Origin of the sequence: Streptomyces sp. NPDC021562 (assembly GCF_040640875.1) — a bacterium.
Classification (GTDB): domain Bacteria; phylum Actinomycetota; class Actinomycetes; order Streptomycetales; family Streptomycetaceae; genus Streptomyces.
On the sequence record NZ_JBFACN010000001.1, the window covers coordinates 490,722 to 511,530 of the forward strand.

At 71.3% G+C, this 20,809-nt stretch carries 18 protein-coding genes and 1 pseudogene; 5 read left to right on the forward strand and 14 right to left on the reverse strand.

All coding sequences use genetic code 11. From position 1 onward, the window contains the following. Positions 1 to 40 precede the first annotated feature (40 nt). The 3 genes from AB0G52_RS02250 to AB0G52_RS02260 all read left to right on the forward strand — a co-directional run bounded on the left by AB0G52_RS02250 (position 41) and on the right by AB0G52_RS02260 (position 3,536). A complete protein-coding gene (locus AB0G52_RS02250) occupies positions 41 to 1,357 on the forward strand; it encodes a copper amine oxidase (protein ID WP_361332880.1) in 1,317 nt (438 codons plus the stop codon). Positions 1,358 to 1,459: 102 nt separating this feature from the next. Further along, positions 1,460 to 2,701, forward strand: coding sequence for an SAV2148 family HEPN domain-containing protein (locus tag AB0G52_RS02255; protein WP_361332883.1), 1,242 nt, complete (start codon positions 1,460 to 1,462; stop codon positions 2,699 to 2,701). Positions 2,702 to 2,816: 115 nt separating this feature from the next. Further along, positions 2,817 to 3,536 carry a 3'-5' exonuclease gene (locus tag AB0G52_RS02260; RefSeq protein WP_132890073.1) on the forward strand — a complete coding sequence of 240 codons (720 nt, stop codon included), beginning with the start codon at positions 2,817 to 2,819 and terminating at the stop codon, positions 3,534 to 3,536. 107 nt (positions 3,537 to 3,643) lie between these two features. Here AB0G52_RS02260 and AB0G52_RS02265 read toward each other — a convergent pair whose 3' ends face one another. Together AB0G52_RS02265 and AB0G52_RS02270 are read right to left on the reverse strand one after the other, a co-directional pair. Next, positions 3,644 to 4,507 carry an aminoglycoside phosphotransferase family protein gene (locus tag AB0G52_RS02265; RefSeq protein WP_361332887.1) on the reverse strand — a complete coding sequence of 288 codons (864 nt, stop codon included), beginning with the start codon at positions 4,505 to 4,507 and terminating at the stop codon, positions 3,644 to 3,646. Positions 4,508 to 4,670: 163 nt separating this feature from the next. Beyond that, entirely contained in the window at positions 4,671 to 6,932 is a 2,262-nt protein-coding gene (locus tag AB0G52_RS02270; RefSeq protein WP_361332890.1) for an MMPL family transporter, read from the reverse strand. Positions 6,933 to 7,157: 225 nt separating this feature from the next. On the opposite strand from AB0G52_RS02270, the gene AB0G52_RS02275 reads away from it, so the two are divergent. Both AB0G52_RS02275 and AB0G52_RS02280 read left to right on the forward strand, forming a co-directional pair. Beyond that, on the forward strand, positions 7,158 to 7,700 hold the full coding sequence (locus AB0G52_RS02275; protein WP_132890070.1) for a DUF1697 domain-containing protein: 543 nt from the start codon (positions 7,158 to 7,160) through the stop codon (positions 7,698 to 7,700). Positions 7,701 to 7,848: 148 nt separating this feature from the next. Continuing rightward, a complete protein-coding gene (locus tag AB0G52_RS02280) occupies positions 7,849 to 10,479 on the forward strand; it encodes a fibronectin type III domain-containing protein (protein WP_361332893.1) in 2,631 nt (876 codons plus the stop codon). A 173-nt stretch (positions 10,480 to 10,652) separates the two neighbouring features. Here AB0G52_RS02280 and AB0G52_RS02285 read toward each other — a convergent pair whose 3' ends face one another. The 12 genes and pseudogenes from AB0G52_RS02285 to AB0G52_RS02340 form a co-directional block, all read right to left on the reverse strand. After that, entirely contained in the window at positions 10,653 to 11,402 is a 750-nt protein-coding gene (locus AB0G52_RS02285; protein ID WP_361332896.1) for a sirohydrochlorin chelatase, read from the reverse strand. Positions 11,403 to 11,411: 9 nt separating this feature from the next. After that, positions 11,412 to 12,290 (reverse strand): ABC transporter permease, encoded by an 879-nt coding sequence (locus AB0G52_RS02290; protein ID WP_132890067.1) that lies wholly within the window; start codon positions 12,288 to 12,290, stop codon positions 11,412 to 11,414. Next, positions 12,277 to 13,056, reverse strand: a complete 780-nt coding sequence (locus AB0G52_RS02295) for an ABC transporter ATP-binding protein (protein WP_132890066.1) — start codon at positions 13,054 to 13,056, stop codon at positions 12,277 to 12,279. The genes AB0G52_RS02290 and AB0G52_RS02295 overlap by 14 nt, the downstream gene beginning before the upstream one ends. Positions 13,057 to 13,089: 33 nt before the next feature. Next, a complete protein-coding gene (locus tag AB0G52_RS02300; protein WP_132890065.1) occupies positions 13,090 to 14,202 on the reverse strand; it encodes an aliphatic sulfonate ABC transporter substrate-binding protein in 1,113 nt (370 codons plus the stop codon). 231 nt (positions 14,203 to 14,433) lie between these two features. After that, positions 14,434 to 15,771, reverse strand: coding sequence for a GTP-binding protein (locus AB0G52_RS02305; protein WP_361332900.1), 1,338 nt, complete (start codon positions 15,769 to 15,771; stop codon positions 14,434 to 14,436). Between the two features lie 2 nt (positions 15,772 to 15,773). Further along, positions 15,774 to 16,712, reverse strand: a complete 939-nt coding sequence (gene cysD, locus AB0G52_RS02310; RefSeq protein ID WP_361332903.1) for a sulfate adenylyltransferase subunit CysD — start codon at positions 16,710 to 16,712, stop codon at positions 15,774 to 15,776. Next, a complete protein-coding gene (gene cysC / locus AB0G52_RS02315; protein WP_361332906.1) occupies positions 16,709 to 17,287 on the reverse strand; it encodes an adenylyl-sulfate kinase in 579 nt (192 codons plus the stop codon). The genes cysD and cysC overlap by 4 nt, the downstream gene beginning before the upstream one ends. Further along, the gene (locus AB0G52_RS02320) at positions 17,284 to 17,994 is read right to left on the reverse strand and encodes a phosphoadenylyl-sulfate reductase (protein ID WP_132890060.1); all 711 of its coding nucleotides are present in this window, start codon (positions 17,992 to 17,994) and stop codon (positions 17,284 to 17,286) included. The genes cysC and AB0G52_RS02320 overlap by 4 nt, the downstream gene beginning before the upstream one ends. Continuing rightward, positions 17,991 to 18,170, reverse strand: a complete 180-nt coding sequence (locus AB0G52_RS02325; protein ID WP_132890059.1) for a hypothetical protein — start codon at positions 18,168 to 18,170, stop codon at positions 17,991 to 17,993. The genes AB0G52_RS02320 and AB0G52_RS02325 overlap by 4 nt, the downstream gene beginning before the upstream one ends. Continuing rightward, positions 18,167 to 19,922: pseudogene (locus tag AB0G52_RS02330) on the reverse strand (nitrite/sulfite reductase). The gene AB0G52_RS02325 and the pseudogene AB0G52_RS02330 overlap by 4 nt, the downstream one beginning before the upstream one ends. 67 nt (positions 19,923 to 19,989) lie before the next feature. Continuing rightward, positions 19,990 to 20,073: a putative leader peptide gene (locus tag AB0G52_RS02335; protein ID WP_309500612.1), complete on the reverse strand. Its 84-nt coding sequence runs from the start codon at positions 20,071 to 20,073 to the stop codon at positions 19,990 to 19,992. Positions 20,074 to 20,181: 108 nt separating this feature from the next. Next, positions 20,182 to 20,769: a GNAT family N-acetyltransferase gene (locus AB0G52_RS02340; RefSeq protein ID WP_132890057.1), complete on the reverse strand. Its 588-nt coding sequence runs from the start codon at positions 20,767 to 20,769 to the stop codon at positions 20,182 to 20,184. Between the last annotated feature and the right edge of the window lie 40 nt (positions 20,770 to 20,809).

Genomic DNA, 20,809 nt, shown 5'->3' on the forward strand with positions numbered 1-20,809 from the left:
CCTCCCACTCGGCATCTCCCGTACCAGGAGTCACCTCGTCATGCACCCGAACAGAATCCGCCGTGCCCGCAGGACGGCCGCCGTGGGCCTGTCCGCCGCCGCGCTGGCGGCCGGCGCCACCACGGCGGCCGGACCGGCCGCCGCCCAGCCCAGGGCGGCCGCGGCGGCGGCCGCCGACTGCTCCGCCGCCTACCGCATCGAGCAGAAGCTCTCCACCGGCACCACCTGGCGGATGTGCTGGCGCTACGACAGCAAGGCCGGGCTGGTCCTGGAGCACATCTCCTACCAGCCCAAGGGCGAGGCCGCCCCCATCAAGGTCCTCTCCAGCGCCCGCCTCGCCCAGATCGACGTCCCCTACGACGACGGCAGCGTCGAGTACGACGACCTGACCGGCTTCGGCTTCGCCCAGGGCCTGATGCCGCTGGCCCCGGCCGAGTGCCCCGGCGGCACCATCAAGAGCGTCAAGGTGCCCGACGCGTGGGACCCGACGCACCCGAACGTCAACGGCCTGTGCACCACCACCCGTTCCCGCGGCCACGCGTACCGGATGCAGGCCGACACCGGCAACCGGGTGTACCAGCAGCAGGGCAAGGACCTGCTGGTCTACAGCGTCAACAAGGTCGGCTGGTACGAGTACATGACCGAGTGGCGCTTCCAGGACGACGGCACGATCAACATGAACGTCGGCGCCACCGGCAGCCTCTCGCCGGGTGACTACGACGCCGGTGACGGCCGCGGCTGGCCGATCGGCAAGGGCGCCCATGCCTACGCCACCAGCCACAGCCACAACGTGTTCTGGAAGCTGGACTTCGACCTCGACGGCTCCTCCAAGAGCCGTGTCGAACAGTACGACTCGGTGGTCAGCGCACCGGCGCGCGGACAGGAGGCGCCGACCAACAGGACCACCCGCACCAGCGTCACCAAGGAACTCGCCGGCGACTCCAAGAACATGCGCTGGTGGCGCGTGGTGAGCACGGCCGGCAAGAACAAGGACGGCCACGCCCGTTCGTACGAGATCGTCCAGGGCGCCACCAACAAGTACCCGGGTCACGGTTTCACCAAGCACGACGTCTACTTCACCCAGTACAACGCGTGCGAGCAGTTCGCCAGCAACAACCCGGGCTGCGCGAACGGCCACCCCAAGAACGTCGACCAGTGGGTCGACGGGCAGACCCTCACCAACCCCGTGGTCTGGGTGAACGTCGGTTTCCACCACATCGCGCGCGACGAGGACCAGCAGCCGATGCCGGTCCACTGGCAGGGCTTCTCCATCGCCCCGCGTGACGTGACCGCTATGAATCCGCTCACTCCGGCCGCCCTCGCCGATCAGAACGGTCAGCCGGGAAACGGTAGTTGAGAAACGACCTGTCCATCCGGCTGCACCGCCGACCACTCCCGGAGTACCCTTCCTTGATCGTTGGCATGGGGAGAGCTCGGGGGAGCGGAAGGCGGTGCACGGGTGGGCTCGGGAGGCCTGGAGCTGCCCCCTGGTGACGAGGGTCACGAGGGGAACTCCACAGACGTCCCGCCCGGCGCGGTGTCCCTGGCCCGGCCGATGGACGCCACGGGTTCCATCGGGCCGGAGCTGGAGTGGGACGCCGACGCCTGGCTGGAGGTGCGTACGCGCGCCCAACGGGCGGGCCGCGCCTACATCTGGCTGAACCTCGTCGAACAGCGGATGCGCGCCGTCGTGGCCGCCGTGCTGCGGCCCGTCTACGAACCCGTCCACGGCGACGAGTGGGTGGTCGCCGCGGCCGGTCCGGCCGGCCAGGAGTGGGTCCAGCGGGCGGTCGCGGTCCGTGAGGTCAGCCGCCGCAAGGGCTACCTCCTCGACCCCGCCGACGACAACGTGCTCAGCTTCCTCACCCTGCCGCAGCTGCGCGAGCTGATGGTCCAGCACTGGCCCTGCTTCGAGCCGTACTTCGACGAGCGCCGGGACGTCGAACTCGCCCTCGACGAGCTGGAGGTGACCCGCAACGTCGTCTCCCGCAACCGCGCCCTGTCCGGTGCCGTCCTCGACCAGGCCGAACGCGCCTCCGCCCGGCTCCTGGAGAGGCTCGGCGCCGGCGGCGACGTGCCCTCCGCGCGCCGGCTGCCGGTGGACGCGGTCGAGGACCTCGTCGGCGACCGGTACGCGGACGTCGTCGCGGTCCACCCCGACCGGGTGCGCCTGATGCGCCAGTTCCCGGCCGAGGACCTCTTCGGCGCCGCCCGCCGGCTGGACGCCACCGGCATCGGCCTCAACCTGCTCGTGCAGAACTTCTCCGGCCGCCGCCTGGTCCGCCTCGCGGAGACCGGCTGCCGGATCCGCCTGCTCTTCCTCAACCCGGCGTCCAGCGCCGTCAAGCGCCGCGAGCGCGAACTGGGGATGAAGCGGGGCGAACTGGCCCGTTCGGTGGAGATGAACATCCTCCACATGCGCCGGGTCCGCTCCCGGCTGCGCGACCCCGGCGCCTTCGAGATCCAGGTGTACGACGACACTCCCCGGTTCTCCGCCTACCTGGTGGACGGCGACGGCGCCGACGGCGTCGCGATCATCCAGTCCTACCTGCGCGGCGCCCGCGGGATGGAGTCGCCGGTGCTCGTGCTGCGCAACGGCAACAAGGTGGTCAAGTCGGACGAGCTGGTGGAAACGGGTCTCTTCCCCACCTATCGCGAGGAGTTCGAGATGGCTTGGGCGGATTCGCGTCCGGTGTCCTGACGGGGGCCGAGGGCAGCCGCGCGCCGGTGACCGGAACGCGGTCCCCTGATTGTCAGTGGCGCATGCGAGGGTGGAGACCACTGGGGGAAAGCACCACCAAGAAGGGGGGCCGCCCATGGGCTGGCACCAGGAGCTCCTGATCGGCTTCGACCTGGAGACGACGGGTACCGATCCACGCGAGGCGCGGATCGTCACGGGGGCCGTGATCGAGGTCAGGGCCGGGCAGGAGCTGGGCCGCCGGGAATGGCTGGCGGATCCGGGCGTGGAGATCCCGGCGGACGCGGTGGCGGTGCACGGCATCAGCAACGAACGGGCCACGGCCGAGGGGGGACCGGCCGACCAGGTCGCCGACGCCCTCGCGAACGTCCTCACCGGCTACTGGAAGACGGGCGTCCCGGTCGTCGCCTACAACGCGACCTTCGACCTCACCCTGCTCTCGGCGGAACTGCGCCGGCACGGACTGCCGTCCCTCAGTGACCGCCTCGGCGGCCTCGACCCGGCACCGGTCGTCGACCCGTACACCATCGACCGCTGGGTGGACCGCTACCGCCGCGGCAAGCGCAACCTGGAAGCGGTCTGCGCCGAGTACGGCATCACCCTCACCGCCGCGCACAACGCCTCGGCCGACGCGCTCGCCGCGGCCCGGCTGGCCGGGGCGATAGCCGAGCGCCACCCGAAGATCGCGGCCCTGGGACCGGCGGAGCTGCACCGGCGTCAGGTGGAGTGGTACGCGCAGTGGGCGGCGGACTTCCAGGGGTTCTTGCGGGGCAAGGGGGAGGCCGACGCGGTGGTGGACGGGGCGTGGCCCCTGCGGGAGCTGGCCGACGTCGTGTGAGTGACGGGTCACGTGGCTTGTCGGCCGCGGGCCGGTGGGGGTTCTTCGCGCAGTTCCTCCCCCAGCCTTCGGCCGGGGGTACCTCCAGCGCCCCGAAGGGGCGCTCCTCAAAAGGGGTACCAGCGTACCGACTCGTCGCCCTCCCGTAGCGACGTCACCCGGCGGTCGAATTCCGCCCGTGCCTTGGGGTTGGTCGGGGCGTGCTGGGCCACCCATGCGCAGCTCGCCGTCTCCCGGGCTCCGCGGAGCACCGGGCAGCCCTCCCACTCCCGCACGTCCCAACCGTAGGTCTCGGTGAAGGAGTCGTAGGCCTCGGGCGGCAGGCCGTACCGGTCCCGCGACAGCGCCATCACCACGAGGTCGTGCTCGCGCAGGTCCGCGGAGAAGGTCTCCAGGTCGACCAGGACCGGGCCGTCCGGGCCGACGTGCACGTTGCGGGGGAGCGCGTCCCCGTGGATCGGGCCCGGCGTCAGACGCGGTGTCAGCGCGGCCGCGGCCGCCGCGAAACCGTCCCGGCGTTCCCGGAGGTAGGCCGCGTCGGCGGGGTCGATCGCGTCGCCGGCGAGCCGCAGCCAGCGCTCCACTCCGCCCAGCAGCTCGCGGGGCGGCAGTCCGAAGGGCGGCGAGGGCAGGGCGTGCACGGTCCGCAGCAGCTCGGCCAGGTCGCGCGGCTCGGCCGCCCGCACCGGATCCGGCAGCCGGTGCCACACCGTCACCGGGTGGCCCTCGACGAGCCGTGCCTTCGGTTCGGCGGCCCGTACGGCCGGCACCCCGGCCTCCGCCAGCCAGCCGGCGATCTCCAGCTCGCGCCGGGCCCGGTCCAGCAGCTCGGCGTCCCGGCCGACCTTCACCACCAGGTCCCCGGCGCCGAACACCGCGTTCTCGCCCAGGGCCAGCAGCGAGGCACCGGCCACCGCGCCGGGCAGCACGTCCGCCGCGGCCAGCACGTCCCGCGCCCTTGCCTCGTCCACCGTCCGCCTCCCGTTCCCGCGTCCGCGCGTCCGCGCGCGCCCGTCGTCCGGCGGCCAGTCTCGCATCCACGGAGGCCGGACCGCGTGCGCGCACCCGGCCGTGGTCGACGGGTCGGGCCCGTCGGCTCCGGAAGCCGACGGGCCCTTGGCCGGGGGGCGGTGCTCAGACCGGCAGCCGGTCCTGGTCGCCCCGGGCCGTCGGCACCGGCACCGGCTCCGGCGACTCGTCGTGGGACAGGTCCGGCAGCCACCGCAGCCAGTTCGGCAGGTACCAGTTGCGCTCACCGAGCAGTGCCATCACCGCCGGCAGCAGCACGCCCCGGATGACCGTCGCGTCGATGAGGACGGCCGCCGCAAGGCCCACGCCCATCTGCTTCATGGACTGCATGGACAGCGTGCCGAAGATCGCGAAGACGGCGACCATGATGACGGCGGCGCTGGTGACGACTCCGGCGGTGGTGACCACCCCGTGCTGGATGGCGTCCTCGGTGGAGCGGCCGCGCAGCCGGGCCTCGCGGATCCGGGAGACCACGAAGACGTGGTAGTCCATGGACAGGCCGAACAGGATCACGAAGAGGAACAGCGGCAGCCAGGTGACGATCGCGCCGACGCCCTCCGCTCCGACCAGGGAGGCACCCCAGCCGTGCTGGAAGACGGCGACGAGGATGCCGTAGGCGGCGCCCACCGAGAGCAGGTTGAGGACGATCGAGGTGACCGCGACCGTCAGCGAGCGGAACGACAGCAGCATCAGGAGGAAGGCGAAGACGACCACGAAGGCGAAGACCGGGACCACCGAGCCCATCAGCTGGTCGTTGAAGTCCTCGTTGCCCGCGACGTTCCCGGTGATCGGCGCCTGCACGAAGTCGACCTTGCCGAGGGTGGCGGGCCGTACCTCGTCGCGCAGCTTCTCCAGGCTCCGGCCGGCCTTGTCCAGGTCGGAGCCGCCCACCAGCGGCACGGATATCAGGGCCACGTTCGCGTCGTCGTGCAGCTTGATGTCGACCGGGCCGCGCGAGGCGCCCGAGCTGATCGCCCGCTCCCGGAAGTCGGTCAGCGCCTGCCTCACCTCGGGGGCGTTGATGTCCTTGGCCCTGACGACCACCTCGGCGGGCTCGGAACCGCCCGGGAAGGCCTGGTTCAAGCGGTCGTAGGTGCCGACGATCGGCAGTGAGTGGCCGAACTCCTGGTCCAGGGTGAGCTGCGAGGTCTTCATGCCGAGGGCGGGCGCGGCGACGGCGAGCAGCGCGCCGACCGCGACGACCACGGAGACCAGCGGCCGGGCGAGCACACCGCGCAGCACGGCCGTCCAGAAGCGGCTCTCGCCGGGGCCGCTCCGGCGTCCGCGGCGGCGCAGGAAGGGGATCCGGCCCTTTTCGACCCGCTCGCCCAGCAGGGAGAGCAGCGCGGGCAGCACGGTCACGGAACCGACCATGGCGACCGCGACGACCATCAGGGAGGCCAGGCCCATCGCCTCGAACTGGGCGAGCCCGGTGAACAGCATGCCCGCCATCGCCACGCACACCGTCACACCGGACACGATGATCGCCCGGCCGCTGGTGGCGGCGGCGATCCGCAGCGCGGCTCCCGCGTCCCGGCCGGCGTCCCGCTCCTCGCGTTCCCGGCGCAGGTAGAAGAGGCAGTAGTCGACGCCGACCGCCATGCCGACCAGCAGCATCACGGAGTTGGCGGTGTCGCTCATCGGCTGCAGATGGCTGACCAGCCCCATCAGGCCCATCGTCGCCATGATCGCGGTGATCGCCAGGCCGACGGGGAGCAGCGCGGCCACCAGGGCTCCGAAGGCGATCAGCAGGATGCCGAAGGCCACCGGGACGGCGGAGTACTCGGCCCGCTGGAAGTCCTTGCCGAAGGCGTCGGAGTACTGCTTGTTCATGCTGGCGCCGCCGATCTCCTCGATCCGCAGCGAGCCGTGCGCCTTCTGCACCCCCTTGACGGCGTTCAGCACCGGCTCGACCCGGTCGCCCGCGGTCTTGGCGTCGCCGCGCATGTCGAACTGGACCAGCGCGCTGCGGCCGTCCTTCGAGATGGTCCGGGTGTCGTAGGGGGAGGTGACGTCCGTGACCTCGCCGGTGCCCTCGACGGCCTTCACGACGTCCGCGACGGCGGCCCTGAAATCGCCGTCCGTGGCCTTGAGCGAGCCGTCCTTCGCCTGGATCAGCACCGTCTCGCCGGCCGGCTCCTTGATCCCCGCGTCGTCGATGATCCGCGCGGCGGTGTGCGTCTCGCCCTTGAGCTGGTCGCTCTCGTCGACGTCGACCCGGCCGGCCCCCGAGCCCAGCCCCATCGCCAGGACGACGAACAGCACCCATATGCCGACGGCGGCCCAGCGGTGCCTCGCGCTCCAGCCGCCGGCCCGGGCGGCCAGGCCCCGCACCCGCGTCTCTCCCTGCCCCTTGACGGGATCCATGACGGAATCTCCCCCTCGTGTGCGGTGACGGCCCCCGCCGTCACCTTGTGCCGCATGTCCTGCGTCCGCTTCGAAGGTATGGGCCCGGAAAGGCCGGCTCCTCGTGCTGTCCGGTGAAGTGGCGTGACGCTCTCTCGTCGCCGAGGAGGATGGGGGGCCCTTACATCTGTCGGTCTGTCTCGGGGATGCCGATCAGGGTCACGACGGCCGTTCTAAGGTGTTCGAATGACGACCTATGCGGCGCTGTTGCGCGGGATCAACGTGGGCGGCAAGAAGAAGCTCCCGATGGCCGAACTGCGCGGACTGATGACCGGGCTGGGCCACGACCGCGTCCAGACCTACCTGCAGAGCGGGCAGGCCGTCTTCACCTCCGCCCGTGGGGACGCGGACTTCCTGGCGGCGGAGCTGACCGGGGCGATCGAGGAGCGGTTCGGCTTCTCCGTCGACGTGCTGGTCCGTGACCACGCCTATCTGAAGGCGGTCGCCGAGGCCTGCCCCTTCCCGGCCGCCGAGCTGGAGGCCAGGCAGCTGCACGTCACCTACTTCTCCGGGCCGGTCGCCGCGGAGCGCTACGCGGGCATCGACCCGGCCGTCCACCTCCCGGAGGAGTTCCGCCTCGGGGACCGGGCGCTGTACCTGTACGCCCCGGACGGACTCGGCCGCTCCAAGCTGGCGGAGGCGCTGTCCCGGTCCCGGGTCAACAAGGGGCTGATCGCCACCACGCGGAACTGGAACACCGTCCTCAAACTGGTCGAGCTGACCGGCTGACGCCCGCCGCCACGGCGCCACTGGTCCAATGAATCAAGGGACTTGTCCGAGTCGCTGTGAGCAATCCCGTCATTTTCATTGACCGAGGCATCCAAATGCTCCTACCTTTCCCGGGGTTGGTTCCAGGCTGACCCCACGGGAGGGGCACATGCCCACGCACCGAAGAGCCGCCCTCGTCACCCTCGTCGCCGCCGCGCTCGCCCTCGGCACCCCGGGCCTCGCCGCCACGGCCGGAGCCGAGACCGGGGCCCCGGCCAAGGCCTCCTCCGACGTCTACGTCTCACCCGTCGGCGACGACCACGCCGCCGGCACCGCACGCAGCCCCGTCCGCACCCTCGACCGCGCCCGCGACCTGGTCCGGGCCAGGGTCGCCGGACTGCGCACCGACCTCACCGTGCACCTCGCCCCGGGCACCTACCGCCGCACCGGGCCCCTGGTCCTGGACGCCCGTGACTCCGGCGGCAACGGCCACCGGGTGATCTGGCAGGGCACCGGCGACGCCACCCTGATCAGCGGCGGCCGCCGGGTCACCGGCTGGCGGCGGGTGCCGGGCCGCCCCGGGCTGTGGTCCGCGCCGGCCCCCCGAGGGCTCACCGACACCCGGCAGTTGTACGTCGACGGGGTGCGCGCCCAACGCGCCCGCGGGGCCGTCCCGGTCACCCTCACCCAGACCGCCACCGGTTACACCGCGTCCTCCGACACGATCGCCCACTGGAAGCACCCCGCCGACGCCGAGTTCGTGTACACCAGCGGCGAGGCGCTGTGGAACGTGGAACGCAACGGACTCGGGCAGTGGACCGAGCCGCGCTGCCGGGTCGCCGCCGCCGAGGGAACCACGATCACCATGACCCAGCCGTGCTGGGACAACTCCAACAGACGCGTGGAGTTCCCCGACATCCCCGGCCGCACCGTCAGCATGGTCGGCCCCGGGAAGCTCACCGACGGCGGCAAGCCGTCGTACGTCGAGAACGCCTACGAACTGCTCGACCAGCCCGGTGAGTGGTACCTCGACAAGAGCGCACACCGGGTCTACTACCTGCCCCGCGAGGGCGAGCGCCTGTCCCGCGCCGACGTCGAGGCGGCGGCCGCCGAGAAACTGGTCGAGGGACGGGGCACGGCGGACGCGCCCGTGCACGACATCGTCTTCCGCGACATCGAGTTCGGCTACGCGACCTGGCTGACGCCGAGCGGCCCGGAGGGCTTCTCCGAGATCCAGGCCGGCTACACCGTCACCGGGGACCGGGGCTGGGCCACCCAGGGGCTGTGCCAGTACGTCGAGGGCGGCACCTGCCCCTTCGCGTCCTGGACGAAGATGCCCGGCAACGTGTCGTTCGCGTACGGGCAGCGCATCGGCTTCGCCGACGACGTCTTCGCCCACCTCGGCGCGTCCGGCCTCGACCTGGGGGCGGGCTCGGCGGACTCCACGGTCAGCGGAAGCATCTTCACCGACATCTCCGGCAACGGCGTCGAGATCGGCGGGGTCGACGGGCAGACGCCCGCCTCCGGCGTCCAGGTGACCGACAACCACCTCTACGGGCTGCCCCGCGAATACCACGGCGGGGTGGCGATCCTCAACGGCTACACGCAGCACGACACCATCGCCCACAACCAGATCGACCACGTCGGCTACTCGGCCGTCTCCCTGGGCTGGGGCGGCTGGCCCGACAAGATCGGCGACCCGGCCACCGCGAACCCCAGCCACGACAACGCCGTACGGAACAACCTGATCCACGACTACATGCAGATGCTCGACGACGGCGGCGGCGTCTACACCCAGGGCCTGACCGGCACCTCCCTGGCCGACGGCGAGAAGGTCACCGGCAACGTCATCCACGACCAGTGGGGCCTCGGCAAGAGCGTCTACACCGACAACGGCTGCACCTACGAGACCGTCGAGGGCAACGTCCTCTACCGCGCCTCCTACGCCAACGTCGCCTCCCGGCACACCGACTACCGCGACGGCCTCGGCAACAACGACCCCACCCTGGTCAAGGACAACTGGTGGGAGGAGGGCACGGCCGACGGCGACAACAAGGGCCTGGTCACCACCGGCAACCAGATCATGGCAGGGCTCTCCGATGTGCCGACGGCCGTACTGGACGCCGCCGGACTCGAACCCGCCTACCGGCACCTGCTCGACCGCCGGATCGGCGCCGTCTCCGTTCCCGAGGCGCCCTCCCGAGTCGGGACCGGCACCGCCGGTGCCGACGCGCTCTGGGTCACCTTCAACCCCACCTTCGCGGACGGGGGCGCACCGGTGACGGGCTACACCGCCCGGGCCTACGACACGGCAGGCCGCCAGGTCGGCGAGGCGAGCGTCTCCGCCGCCGAGTTCAAGCGGACCGCCCTGATCCGCCTCGGCGCCCCCGCGACCCCCGTCACCGTGACGGTCACCGCCCGCAACGCCCACGGCGAGAGCGCCCCCTCACTCGCCTCCGCACCGCTGGCCCCGACCGCCGCGCACACCCTCCCGGCCGCGCCGACCGGTCCGAAGCTGCGCACGGCGGCCACCGCGGCCACCCTCGCCTGGACCCCGCCCACCGACACCGGCGACGCCAGGGTGACCGGCTACCGGGTCACCGTCTCGGACGGCCGCGCCCCCGTCGACGTCACCGGGCGGGACGTCCTGGTCACCCAGCCGTCCGCCAAGGGCATGTTCCGGGTGATCGGCGGACTGCGGCCCGGCACCCGCTACACCGTGACCGTCGCCGCCGTCACCGCGGCCGGTGTCGGCCCCGCGGCCACGGTGACCGCGACGACCGGGTCAACAACCCCATGAGGACAAGTCGTTGGGAACCGAACCGGTAATGCCCCAGGTGTGACACGTTCGCCCCGCACGACGCAGTAGGAAGAGTCGGCCACGGCGGCCAGTGCCCGCGAGGGCGGCCCGCCGTGGACCGACTGTTCGCGGTCCGACGGGACAGGGGAGCGCCGGACCGCGAACACCGACCGTCAGGCCCCCACGGCCGCCAGCGCGGGCAGGCGGGCCGCGTCGTACCGCTGGACAAGCACGCGCGCCACCTCCGGCGCCGGACCCAGCACCTCGGCCAGCACGTCCGCCTCGACCGCGCCACGGGCGATCCGGTCGGGCAGGAAGCCGGGCGCGAGGACGTACGGGGCCACGGCCACCCGGGCGCAGCCCAGGTCCCTGAGTTCGCGTACCGCGTCCTCGGTGCGGGGGAGGGCGGCGGAGGCGAACGCGGGCCGCACGGCGCACCAGCCGGTGCCCCGCCACTCCCGCGCGAGGTCCCCGATCACCGCGATCGCCTCCGGGTCGCTGGACCCCGCCGAGGCCAGGACGACCCCTGTGGAGGCCTTGTCGGCGGGGCTCAGCCCCGCCTCGTACAGCCGCCGTTCCAGGGCCGAGAGCAGCAGTGGGGACGGGCCCAGCACGTCGGCCTGCCGGATCCGCAGCCGCGGCGGCGCGTCCCGCAGGACGGCCGGGATGTCGGCCTTCGCGTGGAACGCGCGGGTGAGCAGGAGGGGCAGGGCGACGACGTCCCGGACGCCCTGCGCCGCCAGTGACTCCAGGACACCGTGCACGGACGGGATGTTGAAGTCCAGGAAGCCGGTCTCCACGCGCAGCCCGGGCCGCAGCGACCGCACCCGCTCCACCAGGGCGTGCACGGTCGCCGCGTGCCGCGGATCACGGCTGCCGTGGGCGATCACCACGAGGACGGGGCGCACCGGCTTCCTTCGCATGGCCGGACCTCAGCTCTTCACCAGCAGACCGCGGCTGCGCAGCACCCAGCGCTCCAGCGGGCTGAAGATCAGCAGGTCGATGGCGATGCCGACGAACAGGATGAGCAGGATGGCCAGGAAGACCGTCGGCATGTCGCTGTTGGTACGGCCCACCTCGAGCAGCTGACCGAGTCCCATGCCCATGTCCGGCGACTGGGCGATGATCTCGGCGGCCATCAGCGAACGCCAGGAGAACGCCCAGCCCTGCTTCAGACCGGCCACGTAGCCGGGCAGCGCGGCCGGCATCACGATGTGCCAGGTGCCGCGCAGGCCCGTGGCGCCCAGGGTACGGCCCGCCCGCAGGAACAGCGGGGGCACCTGGTCGACGCCCGACACCAGACCGTTGGCGATGGAGGGCACGGCACCCAGCAGGATCACCGTGAACATCACCGAGTTGTTCAGCCCCAGCCAGATGACCGCCGGCGCGACCCAGGCGACCGAGGGCAGCGACTGCAGACCGGACAGGATCGGGCCGAAGGCCGCGCGGACGAACTTCACCCGCGCCACCACCAGGCCCAGCGGTGTGCCGATCACCAGCGCGAGCAGGAAGCCCAGCAGACCGCGGGAGACGCTGCCCCAGATGTAGCTGAGCAGGGTCCCCTTGACCCACTGGTCCTCGACCGCGCTCCAGACGTCGGCGGGGGAGGGCAGCTTCGACGGGTCGTCGACGACCGGGTAGAGCAGGGTCCAGGCGACCAGCACCACCGCGACGGCGATGACCGGCGGCAGGATCTTGTTCCGGAGGGTCTGGCTGAAGGGCGGCCGTCCGGCGACCGAGGTCTCCAGGGCGTCGAGGCCTGCCTCGACACTCCCGGCATCCTGGGTCGGCGTGGTCTCAGTGCTGGCCATGACGGCGGATCTCCCCCCGCAGTACGTCGGTGATCTCAAGGGACAGTTCGGCCACGGGCGCGTCCTCGATGCGACGCGGCTGCGGGATGCCGACCGTCCACTCGCGGGCGATCCGGCCCGGCCGGGACGACAGCAGGACGACCCGCTGGGCCAGCCGCACCGCCTCGCGCACGTTGTGCGTGACGAACAGGACGGACACCCCGGTCTCCGCCCAGATCCGGGTCAGTTCGTCGTGCAGCACGTCCCGCGTGATGGCGTCGAGGGCCGCGAACGGCTCGTCCATCAGCAGCAGGTTGCTCTCCTGGCCGAGTGCCCGCGCCAGCGCCACCCGCTGCCGCATACCGCCCGACAGCTCGTGCACGCGCTTGCCGTACGCGCCCTTCAGCCGGACGAGTTCGAGCAGTTCCTCGGCCTTGCCGCGCCGCTCGGGCTTCGGGACGCCGCGCAGCCTGAGGGCGAGTTCGATGTTCTTGCCCGCGGTCAGCCACGGGAAGAGGGCGTGCTCCTGGAACATCAGGGCCGGGCGGCCGTCCGTCGCGATGGCACCGGTGCTCGGCGCGTCCAGGCCGGCCACCAGGTTCAGCAGCGTGGACTTGCCGCAGCCCGAGGCCCCCAGGAGGGTGACGAACTCGCCCGGCGCGACATCGAGGCTGATGTCGTCCAGGACGAGCTGCTGCCCACCCGGTCCGGCGAAGGACTTGGAGACGTGTTCGAGCCGCGCCGCGTACTCGACGGTCTCGTCTGCCTGGGCGAGGGTCGTGGCCATGGTCATCACCTCCTGGGATCTCGTCGGGGTCCGTCAGCTGCTGCCGAGACCGGCGTCGGAGACGGTGGCGTCACCGTCGGCCTTGAGGACCTTGTTGAGGATCGTCAGGTCGTAGATCCCCTTCAGGTCCGGCTTCTGCAGCAGGCCGGCCTTGACGGCGTGCTCCGCCTCGGTGTTGAGGGTGGCGGCCAGCGGGTCGTCGGTGAACTGGATCGACTTCCACGCCGGATCCAGGACGTTCGCCTTCAGCGCCTTGCCGGAGTCGGCCTCCAGCTGCTTGTTCGCCACCGCCTTGGCCTGGTCGGGGTTGGCGTTGATCCACTTGTTGGCCTCGACCGAGGCCTTCAGCACCGCCTCGACGGCCTTCGGGTGGTCCTTGAGGAACTGCTGCCGCACGATGATGTTCGTGATCACGAACTTCTTGTCCGGCCACAGCGTCGACTCGTCGAGCAGCACCTTCGCGCCCTCGGCGACCAGCTTGGAAGCGGTCGGCTCGGGCACCCAGGCGCCATCGATGGCACCGGACTTGTAGGCGTCGGGGGTGATCTTGTTGTCGGTGCGGACCACCGACACGTCGCCCTTGCCGGTGTTGGCGTCGACCTTCCAGCCCTGGTCGGCGATCCAGTTGAGGAACGCCACGTCCTGCGTGTTGCCCAGCTGCGGCGTCGCGATCTTCTTGCCCTTGACGTCCTTCAGGGACTTGATCTTCTTCGGGTTCACGACGAGCTTGACGCCGCCGGAGGCCGAACCGCCGATGATCTTCAGGCTCTTGCCGTTCGACTTGGTGTAGCCGTTGATCGACGGGGACGGGCCGATCCAGCCGATGTCGATGGAGCCGGAGTTCAGGGCCTCGATCTCCGAGGGGCCGGCGTTGAAGATCTGGTACGCCGCCTTGGTGGCACCCAGCTGCTTCTGGAAGTAACCCTGCTGACGGGCGACGAGCGCGGTCCCGTGGGTGAGGTTGCCGAAGTAACCGATCTTGACCGAGTCGAGGCCGTCGATCTTGGACGAGCCGGCGGAGACCTTCTCCTTGGCGTTGTCGGTCGTGGACTTCGACCCGTAGCCGCAGGCGGCGAGCGTGAGCAAGGGGAGCGCGGCGGCCACGGCGATGCCGCGGCGAAGGAGCTTGGAGCGATTGGCAGGCACGGGAGGCTTTCCTCTCGTTGGCCCGGCGGTCACGGTCTTTCAGGTCGTGGCCGGGAGGTCGGCAGGTCTTCGTCGCATCCGGGACGTCGGGTGGGGGGCCAGGGCGCGCAGGCAGTGCGCGTACGTCAGCACGCACATCGCGCCACCCCGCCCTGCCCGCTGCCGAGGGCACCGCTGCCGACGCGGCCGCCCTCCTTCGCGAACGTCGAGTAGACGTCGGTCGTCTGCATGTCAGAAGTCCCAGCCGTCGTCTTCGGGCTCGTCCTTGACGGGCTCGGGGGACGCGAACGACTCGCCGACCATGCCCGCGGTGAGCGTGGTGCCGTCGGCGGGGTCGATCAGGATGAACGAGCCGGTGCGGCGCGAGTCGGCGTAGGAGTCGACCGGCAGCGGCTCGGCGGTACGGATCTTCACCCGGCCGATGTCGTTGGCGACGAGCCGGCCCGGGTGCGGGTGCAGGGACAGGTCGTCGAGGGTGAGCCGGGACGGGATGTCCTTGACGATCGCCTTGACCGTGCGGGTGCCGTGCTTGAGCAGCACCCGGTGGCCGACGGTCAGCGCCGCGTCGGCGACGTGGCAGACGGTCGCCTCGACGTCCTGGGTGGTCGGCGGGGCGTCCTTGGTCGGCACGATCAGATCGCCGCGCGAGACGTCGATGTCGTCCGTGAGCAGCAGGGTCACCGACTGGGTCGTCCACGCCGTGTCGACCGGCCGGCCGAGCAGGTCGATGCCGGAGATCGTCGTCGTACGGCCCGACGGCAGCACCGTGACCTCCTCGCCGACCCGGAACGTGCCGGCCGCGATCTGTCCGGCGTAGCCCCGGTAGTCGGGGTGGTCCGCGCTCTGGGGGCGGATCACGTACTGCACGGGCAGCCGGGCGTGGCAGTGCGCCAGGTCGTGGCTGACCGGGACGGTCTCCAGGTGCTCCAGGACGGTCGGGCCGCCGTACCAGTCCATGTTCGCGGAGGGTTCCACGACGTTGTCGCCGACGAGCGCCGAGATCGGGATCGCGGTGACCTCGGGGACGCCCAGCTCGGTCGCGTACGCCGTGAACTCCTCGGCGATCCCCGCGAAGATCGGCTCCTGGTAGCCGACCAGGTCCATCTTGTTGACGGCGAGCACGACGTGCGGGACGCGCAGCAGGGCGGCGATCGCGGCGTGCCGGCGGGTCTGCTCGACCACGCCGTTGCGGGCGTCGACCAGGATCACGGTCAGCTCGGCGGTGGAGGCGCCGGTGACCATGTTGCGGGTGTACTGCACGTGGCCCGGTGTGTCGGCGAGGATGAACCGGCGCTTCGGGGTGGCGAAGTACCGGTAGGCCACGTCGATGGTGATGCCCTGCTCGCGCTCGGCGCGCAGCCCGTCGGTGAGCAGCGCCAGGTCCGGGGCGTCCTGGCCGCGGCTGGCGGAGGCCCGCTCGACGGCCTCCAGCTGGTCGGTGAGGACCGACTTGGAGTCGTGCAGCAGCCGTCCGACGAGGGTGGACTTGCCGTCGTCCACCGAGCCGGCGGTCGCGAACCGCAGCAGGGTGGTCTCGTCCAGACCGAGTTCCGTGGTGGTCGTGCTCATGTCTAGAAGTACCCCTCGCGCTTGCGGTCTTCCATCGCGGCCTCGGAGAGCTTGTCGTCGGCGCGGGTGGCGCCGCGCTCGGTCAGCCGGGACGCGGCGATCTCGGCGATCACGGCGTCCAGCGTCGTCGCGTCGGAGTCCACGGCGCCGGTGCAGGACATGTCGCCGACGGTCCGGTAGCGGACCTGGCGCTTCTCGACGCGCTCGCCGTCCTTCGGACCGCCCCACTCGCCGGCCGTCAGCCACATGCCGGCCCGCTGGAACACCTCACGCTCGTGCGCGAAGTAGATCTCCGGCAGCTCGATGCCCTCGCGGGCGATGTACTGCCAGACGTCCAGTTCCGTCCAGTTGGACAGCGGGAAGACGCGGACGTGCTCGCCGGGTGCGTGCCGGCCGTTGTAGAGGTTCCACAGCTCGGGGCGCTGGCGGCGCGGGTCCCACTGGGAGAACTCGTCGCGCAGCGAGAACACGCGTTCCTTGGCGCGGGCCTTCTCCTCGTCGCGGCGGCCGCCGCCGAAGACGGCGTCGAAGCGCTCGCTCTGGATCTTCTCGGTGAGCGGCAGCGTCTGCAGCGGGTTGCGGGTGCCGTCGGGGCGTTCGCGCAGCACACCGCGGTCGATGTAGTCCTGCACGGAGGCCACGTGCAGCCGCAGCCCGTGCCGGGCCACTGTGCGGTCGCGGTACTCCAGGACCTCGGGGAAGTTGTGCCCGGTGTCCACGTGCAGCAGGGAGAAGGGGACCGGCGCGGGTGCGAACGCCTTCAGGGCCAGGTGCAGCATCAGGATGGAGTCCTTGCCGCCGGAGAACAGGATCACCGGCCGCTCGAACTCGCCCGCCACCTCACGGAAGATGTGGACCGCCTCGGACTCCAGCGCGTCCAGGTGGGACAGGGCGTACGGGGTGTCCGTGCCCTCCCCGTGGGTCGCCACGGTCGCCGTCATGCCAGTCCCCTCTCGCTGAGCAGGGCGTACACGCTCGCGGCGGACTCCTGCACGGTCTGGTGCTGCGACTCGATCCGCAGATCGGGCGTCTCGGGCTCCTCGTACGGGTCGTCGACGCCGGTGAGACCGGTGAGTTCACCGGCGGCCTGCTTGGCGTACAGCCCCTTCACGTCGCGTACCGAGCACACCTCGACCGGGGTCGCCACATGCACCTCGACGTAGGCGGTGCCGTTCCCCGCATGGCGCTTGCGTACCGCGTCCCGGCTGTCCGCGTAGGGCGCGATCACCGGCACCAGGGCCTTGACGCCGTTGCGGGCGAGGAGTTCGGCGACGAAGCCGATGCGCTGCACGTTGGTGTGCCGGTCCTCCCGGGTGAAGCCGAGGCCCGCCGAGATGAACTCGCGGATCTCGTCGCCGTCGAGCACCTCGACGAGGTGGCCCTCCGCGCGCAGCCGGTTCGCCAGCTCGTACGCGATGGTGGTCTTGCCGGCACTCGGCAGACCCGTGAGCCAGACGGTGGCTCCGGTCGTCACGTGCAACTCCTCCGTGTTCGCCTGGGTGGCATGCGCGGTCATCCGTGCAGTCCGCACTCGGTCTTGGCACGGCCCGCCCAGCGGCCGGCGCGCGCGTCCTCGCCCTCCAGCACCCGGCGGGTGCAGGGGGCGCAGCCGACGGAGGCGTAGCCGTCCATCAGCAGCGGGTTGGTCAGCACGCCGTGTTCGGCGACGTACGCGTCCACGTCGTCCTGGGTCCAGCGGGCGATCGGCGAGATCTTGACCTTCCGGCGCTTCTCGTCCCAGCCGACGACCGGGGTGCCCGCCCGGGTCGGGGACTCGTCGCGGCGCAGTCCGGTCGCCCAGGCCGCGTACTTCGTCAGGCCCTGTTCCAGCGGCTGGACCTTACGGAGCCTGCAGCACAGGTCGGGGTCGCGGTCGTGCAGCTTCGGGCCGTACTCCGCGTCCTGCTCGGCGACCGTCTGACGCGGGGTGAGGGTGATGACGTTGACGTCCATCACGGCCTCGACCGCGTCCCGGGTGCCGATCGTCTCCGGGAAGTGGTAGCCGGTGTCGAGGAAGACGACGTCCACGCCCTTCTGGACGCGGGACGCCAGGTGGGCCACCACCGCGTCCTCCATGGAGGAGGTCACGCAGAAGCCCTTGCCGAAGGTGTCCACCGCCCACTGGAGGATCTCCAGGGCGGAGGCGTCTTCGAGATCGCGCCCGGCCTGCTCGGCCAGCGCCTTCAACTCGTCCGTCGTGCGGTCTTCCTGAGTCGTGGTCATATGTGTTCCCCTCCAGCTTCGGAGTGCTTCAGCCCCCGGGCGAGCAGCCCGAGGAACTTCAGCTGGAATGCGCGGTTGCAGGCCGCGCATTCCCAGGCGCCGTGGCCCTCGTCGCTGGGACGCAGGTCCTCGTCGCCGCAGTAGGGGCAGTAGAAGGGGGCGGCCCGCTCGCTCATGAGAGGGCCTCCTCGCCGGCGCGGGACGCCCAGGTGGCGAACCGCTCGCCGTCCTCGCGCTCCGCCTGGAAGCGCCTGAGCACCCGCTCGACGTAGTCCGGCAGTTCCTCGGAGGTCACCTTGAGACCACGGACCTTGCGGCCGAAACCGGCCTCCAGGCCCAGCGCACCGCCGAGGTGCACCTGGTAGCCCTCCACCTGGTTGCCCTGGTCGTCGAGGACCAGCTGGCCCTTGAGACCGATGTCCGCCACCTGGATACGGGCGCAGGCGTTCGGGCAGCCGTTGAGGTTGATGGTGAGCGGCTCGTCGAAGTCCGGGAGCCGGCGCTCCAGTTCGTCGATCAGGGCGCTGCCGCGCTGCTTGGTCTCGACGATGGCGAGCTTGCAGTACTCGATGCCGGTGCAGGCCATGGTGCCGCGCCGGAACGGGGACGGCTTGGCGGTCAGGTCCAGCGCCTCCAGCGCCTCGACCAGTGACTCCACCTGGTCCTCGGCGACGTCGAGGACGATCATCTTCTGCTCGACGGTGGTGCGCACCCGGCCCGAGCCGTGCGCCTCGGCCAGGTCCGCGATCTTCGCCAGGGTGGCGCCGTCCACGCGGCCGACGCGCGGCGCGAACCCGACGTAGAAGTTGCCGTCCCGCTGCCGGTGCACACCGACGTGGTCCCGCCAGCGGGAGACGGGCTCGGCGGGCGCGGGGCCGTCGACGAGCGCGCGCTCGAGGTACTCGTCCTGGAGCACCTGGCGGAACTTCTCCGGACCCCAGTCGGCGACCAGGAACTTCAGGCGGGCGCGGGTGCGCAGCCGCCGGTAGCCGTAGTCGCGGAAGATGCCGACCACGCCGGCCCAGACCTCGGGGACCTCCGCCAACGGCACCCAGGCGCCGAGCCGGACGCCGATCTTCGGGTTGGTGGAGAGGCCGCCGCCCACCCACAGGTCGAAGCCGGGGCCGTGCTCGGGGTGCTCGACGCCGACGAACGCCACGTCGTTGATCTCGTGCACGACGTCCAGGAGCGGGGAGCCGGAGATCGCCGTCTTGAACTTGCGCGGCAGGTTGGAGAACTCCTTGCTGCCGATGTACCGGTCGTGGATCTCGTCGATGGCCCAGCTGCCGTCGATGATCTCGTCCTCGGCGATGCCGGCGACCGGCGAACCGATCACCACCCGCGGGCAGTCGCCGCACGCCTCGGTGGTGGACAGGCCGACCGCCTCCAGCCGGTTCCAGATCTCCGGGACGTCCTCGATGCGGATCCAGTGCAGCTGGATGTTCTGCCGGTCGGTGATGTCCGCGCTGCCCCGCGCGAACTCCTGCGAGATCTCGCCGATCACCCGCAGCTGCTGGGTGGTGAGCCGGCCGCCGTCGATCCGCACCCGCAGCATGAAGTACTTGTCGTCCAGCTCCTCCGGCTCCAGGACGGCGGTCTTGCCGCCGTCGATTCCGGGCTTGCGCTGGGTGTACAGGCCCCACCAGCGCATCCGGCCGCGCAGGTCGTTGGGGTCGATCGAGTCGAAGCCGCGCTTGGAGTAGATCGTCTCAATGCGTGTCCGCACATTGAGACCGTCGTCGTCCTTCTTGAACTGTTCGTTGCCGTTGAGCGGGGTGTGGTGACCCATAGCCCACTGTCCCTCGCCGCGGTGACGGCTCACCTTGCGGCGGGGCCCGGAGGCGGCAGGGTTCTGCGGGGTGGCGGCCATGGTTGAACGTCCTTCGGGACCGGCGGGAAGCGGCTCTGACCTGCGCGTACGGGCGCACGGGAAGGCCCGCGCGGCGCTGCGCAGGCCCCGGTGTCTGGGCAGGAGGGGGCGGCGGTGCTGTGCTCTCAGCCCGCCGGACAGATGGCGCTGGACATGCGGCCGAGGTCGACGTGCCGCCGACTCACCAAGGCGATTCCAGTTCCAGACATGACGGAAGCGTGTCACGCGGATCTCCGGCCAGTCCACCATCGTCCGCGATGCGGACCAAACTATTCTGAATAGTGAGACGGGTGGTGTGCGTCACGCTCCGGGCGCGTTTACCCGCGGGCGTCGGGATACGCTCCCGGCCACGGTCCCGGCGCCGGGACGTCCGGTTCCTCCTCGGCCTTGGTGTCGAAGAGCGTGAAGCCGCGGCGCTGGTAGTTCGCCATCGCGTGCTCGCCGTCCAGGCTGCAGGTGTGCAGCCACACCCGCTTCGTCGGGGGCCGCGCCGCCCACCGCTCCGCCAGGTCCCAGGCGCGGGCGGCGCCGTACGAGAGCAGGTGACCGCCGATGCGGCGGCCCCGGAAGGCGGGGAGCAGCCCGAAGTAGACGATCTCCACGACTCCGTCGTCCTGCGGCTCCAGCTCGACGTAGCCCGCAGGGGTGCCGCGGTCGTACGCCACCCAGGTCTCCACGCCCGGTCGTTCCAGGTGCTCCCGCCAGCGGGCGTGGCTCCAGCCCAGCCGGTCGGTCCAGCGGATGTCACCGCCGACCGAGGCGTACAGGAAGCGGCTGAACTCGGGGGAGGGGACCTCGGCGCGGACGATCCGCACCCCGTCGCCCTTTGGGGCGGCGGCCGGGACGAGGTCGGCGGGGGAGGTCTGCTCCAGGGACCAGGTGGTCACGACGATGCTGCTGCTCATGGGGCCAGGCAATCATCCCGGCCCCGGACGTGTCGATGCT